The organism is Tepidisphaeraceae bacterium, assembly GCA_035998445.1.
Lineage (GTDB): Bacteria > Planctomycetota > Phycisphaerae > Tepidisphaerales > Tepidisphaeraceae > DASYHQ01.
Map to the genome: position 1 here is coordinate 1 of DASYHQ010000019.1, position 3967 is coordinate 3967.

Annotated in this window: 5 protein-coding genes; all 5 read left to right on the top strand. The window is 64.8% G+C overall.

Going from position 1 to position 3967, the window contains the following annotated elements; all coding sequences use genetic code 11:
- Nucleotides 1–997, top strand: a 997-nt coding sequence (locus tag VGN72_09450) for a recombinase zinc beta ribbon domain-containing protein (GenBank protein ID HEV7299576.1), incomplete at its 5' end; no start/stop codon positions are given.
- Nucleotides 994–1392 (top strand): hypothetical protein, encoded by a 399-nt coding sequence (locus tag VGN72_09455; GenBank protein HEV7299577.1) that lies wholly within the window; start codon nt 994–996, stop codon nt 1390–1392. The genes VGN72_09450 and VGN72_09455, both read left to right, overlap by 4 nt.
- 454 nt (nt 1393–1846) lie before the next feature.
- Nucleotides 1847–2680, top strand: a complete 834-nt coding sequence (locus VGN72_09460) for a hypothetical protein (protein ID HEV7299578.1) — start codon at nt 1847–1849, stop codon at nt 2678–2680.
- Nucleotides 2681–2748: 68 nt separating this feature from the next.
- Entirely contained in the window at nt 2749–3093 is a 345-nt protein-coding gene (locus VGN72_09465; GenBank protein HEV7299579.1) for a hypothetical protein, read from the top strand.
- A 427-nt stretch (nt 3094–3520) separates the two neighbouring features.
- On the top strand, nt 3521–3967 hold a 447-nt coding region (locus tag VGN72_09470), incomplete at its 3' end, for a transposase (GenBank protein ID HEV7299580.1).

The following is a 3967-nucleotide window of genomic DNA, read 5'->3' on the forward strand; positions in this document are numbered from 1 at the left end:
GCCCAAGCTGGCGGTGAACGAGACGGAGGCCGAGCAGGTGCGGCGGATCTTCGCGACCTACCTGGAGAACCGGGCCCTGATCCCGGCCGTCACGGCGATCACTGCCCTCGGGTGGACGACGAAGGCGTGGGTCGGCCGGGATGGCACCAACAGGGGTGGCCAGCCGTTCAACAAGTCAACGCTGCACCAGCTGCTGACCAACGTCGTGTACACCGGCAAGGTGCGGTACAAGGACGAGGTCCACCCGGGGGAACATGCCGCGATCGTGGATGAGGAGACGTACCAGAAAGTCCAAGCGGTGCTCGCCCGCAACGGCAAGACGGGCGGTGCCGCCGTCCGCAACCGCTACGGCGCCATCCTCAAGGGCCTGCTGCGGTGCAGCCCCTGCGACTGCTCGATGGGCCACACGTACACGAGCAAGGGGAGCAAGCGGTACCGCTACTACATCTGCCTCAACGCCCACAAGCGCGGCTGGGACACCTGCCCGAGCAAGTCGGTCCCGGCGGCGGAAATCGAGCGGTTCGTGGTGGAACAGATCAGGAGCATCGGCACCGACCCCGCCGTGGTGGCCGAGACGGTCAAAGCGGCGCGGGGGCAGGTCGAAGCGAAGCTGGCGGAGTTGCGGGCCGAGGACAAGCGGCTGGAGAAGGCGGCCAAGCAGGACCACGCGACCCTGCGCCGGTTGATCGGGCTGCCGCAGCGGGCGGGTGAACTGGCCGCGGCGCAAGAGCGGCTCCGCGACCTAGAGCAGCGGACGTCGGCCGTTCGGTCGGAGTTCGAGTCCCTCAGCAACACGCTAGTCGAGGACCACGAGGTCGGCGCCGCCTTAGCCCGGTTCGGGCCGGCATGGTCGGCCCTAGCCCCGCGCGAACAGGCCCGGCTGGTGCAGCTGCTCGTCGAGCGGGTGGACTACGACGCGGCTGAGGGCAGCGTCTCCCTCACCTTCCGCCCCGGCGGCATCAAGCAACTGGCCACGCCACTTCAGGAGGTCGCATGAGCATCACGGTCCAATGTTCCGTTCACTTCAGTGGGGCCCGTCATGGGCGCAAGCAGATGGTCTATGGCCACAAGCCATCCGTCCCGCTCGGTCACATCCCGCGGGTCTCCCGGCTGATGGCGCTGGCGATCCGGTTCGACGGGCTGCTGCAGCAGGGGGAGTTGGCCGACTACGCCGACTTGGCCCGGCTGGGGCACGTGACGCGGGCCCGCATCAGCCAGGTGATGAACTTGCTCAACCTCGCGCCGGACATCCAAGAGGAACTGCTGTTCCTGCCGGTGGTTACGGGAGGCCGGGAGCCGGTGAAGGAGTGGCAGGTACGGCCGATCGCGGCGGAAGGGGAGTGGGGGAGGCAGAGGGAGATGTGGGCAGTGATAACTCTGGAAATGCTGTGACCTTCGCGAGGGCTCGCGGTCATGACGCTTCGGACATCTTCTTCACAAACGCTTGTTAGGGTGATACCCTAACAAGCCGCCGCGGGGCGAAATGACTTACAGCCACGCCCGGCTCGATCCGCACGACCAGATTACCCTTTGCGGCAACGTGAAAGCCGAACTTTTGGACAGAACGACATGAAGTGTCCGGAATACTGCTGCAATTACGTGTTCGTTCACTCGGTGTGCACGTCCGTTGCGCGCGGACTGCAGCAACTCGAATATTACCAGCTCGCGATAGTGAACGTTGAGTCCGTGCGGTCAGGCGTCCGCATGATATTCAGCCGTTACGTTGAGGAGGACAGGGTCCGGTTGGACGGGAGTCAACGAGGAACTTCGGTTTAAGCGCGCGGCGATCGAGCATAATCGCGAGACCCTGTGGGACCGACTGGGGCCAGCGGTCGAGTACCTCTTGGTGTTCGACGAATATGAAACTGGAAAATATCCGAATGTGATTACGAAGCGTCTACCTCTTCGTATGCAGGCAATCGCGAAGGGCGAGAAGTTGGCAGACTTCATCCTCGACGTTCGCGACGAAGTGGAAATGATTTGGAGGAAGAAATTCGAGACGTACCGCGAGGTGGCCAACATCGGGTTTCGTTACATGTTCGACCGGCCTGCTGCGAGACCAATTGCCGCCGATTTGGATCGGGATGAAATTGATTGGTTTCACAACCTTCCCTCGGGGCCGCTCTTTTACGGCAAGCCACCGATGATCGAGGTCGACGAATTGCCAGTCCCAGTCGAAATGCTGCAGCGCCTTAATTCAGGTGCGGCTGTTGATCCCGACACCAAACTCTCTGCCTCAGACATTGCCGAGAAATATGCGCTGAACCTTGGGGCATTCAAGAAGCGGCTCAAACGCTGGCGCACACCTGCGAACAAGGGAAGCGACTGGATCGAGGTCGCTGATCGCAAGCCGTCAGAGGACCAGTACCTCTATCGCTTGGGCGCCGTCGCCGACATCGTGGCGAAATGTCCTAGGGCCTCACGTCCAGCCAACGTCTTTGTTGATGCAAGGTTACCTGCGCCCGCTACGTTCGCGGGCATGTCGAACCGCGTAGAAGACAAATCGATCTCGACGCTTCGTCGGATGCTCCGTGAAGCGGTTCGTGCCGTCGGCGCCGACTCGGTCACGGCCACCATTCTGCGACGCACCATCCTCGCTAAGCAGTTGCGTCCCCACCGTCACCCACGGGACGGTCCCACACGTCGACGGCACCGTCCTTCCAACACCGATCGTCATTGACAGTTTAGCGTGCTGCGGAAGGTCCGCGCACGCCTAGCACAATGTAAGTTCACCCAGCCGAGGCTCCCATGCAAGCACCCGTCAAATACTCGTCCCTGTCCGCTCCCGACCAGTGGTGGATCCGCCAGCTGCAGCAGCTGGGCTTCGGCCGCATCAGCTTCATCGTCCAAGGCGGCTCTGCCCACCCGGCGGCCGGCTACCGCGTCGTCCGCACCGTCAAGCTCCGCGCCGGCGGCGAGGACGTGCGTCCCATGCCGCAGGTACTGCGCGCCGATTTCATCCTGCGCAACGAGCAGCTGGTCCTGCTGGAAAACCTGCGCGTGATCCCCGACGGCACCCGCGTGACCGTCAAGGTCGCCGTCGGCCTGCCGACCAACGCGTTCGAGGTCGAGCAGGAGCACCAGGCGGCGTAGTCCACGTCCCTAATCCGACACCAGACACGTAGCCGGCCGCGACAGCGGAGGCCGTTGCGGGTGGACGCCAGATCCGGGCGCACACGCAACCGCCCCCGCGCGGCCCGCTCACGTGCTTCTTGTCTGCCGTCTGCCTGCAACGTCCCTCCACCCCGCGGCCGGGGGAGGTTCGCTTGAGACAGCACCTTGTATCTTCCAACCCGAACACAAAGCCGATCCAATGATGAATGGTGCGTCGCGTGCGGGTGAGCGTAGCGAGCCGCACGCGACGCTCCCGCCGACGGCAGATCGAGCCTGTCTTGGCCGCCAGGCCGTGGTCGAGCCGGATCGCCGTCGGCGTCGTGGTCCGGGCCCGAACAGCCGCCAGAACGTGGGCCGCCGCGCGGCGGCGGTTCACAGTTCGCATATGCAAGGCAGGGATGCTTCCATGAGCGATTCCTCGTTACCGGTCTTCGTCGGCATCGACGTGTCCAAGGCGACGCTCGACGTCCACGTTCGCGTCGCCGGCCCGTCACGCGCGACGACGGACGTGACCTTTTCCCGTCCCAATTCCGCCGAGGGCATCGCCGGGCTGTTGCGCCGGCTCAGGCCCCACCCGATCGGCTTGGTGGTCGTCGAGTCGACCGGCGGCTACGAGCGCCGGGTCGCCGTCGAACTGCTGACGGCGGGCGTCGCGGTGGCGGTCGTCAACCCGACGCGCGTCCGACGGTTCGCCCAGGCGATGGGCACGCTCGCCAAGACCGACCGCATCGACGCGCGCGTGCTCGCGGAGTTCGCCATGCGCCTGGAGCCGCGGCCCAGCGAGCGGCCCTCGCCGCAACAGGTGATGCTCGACGAGTTGCTGACCCGCCGACGCCAGCTGGTCGCCATGCGG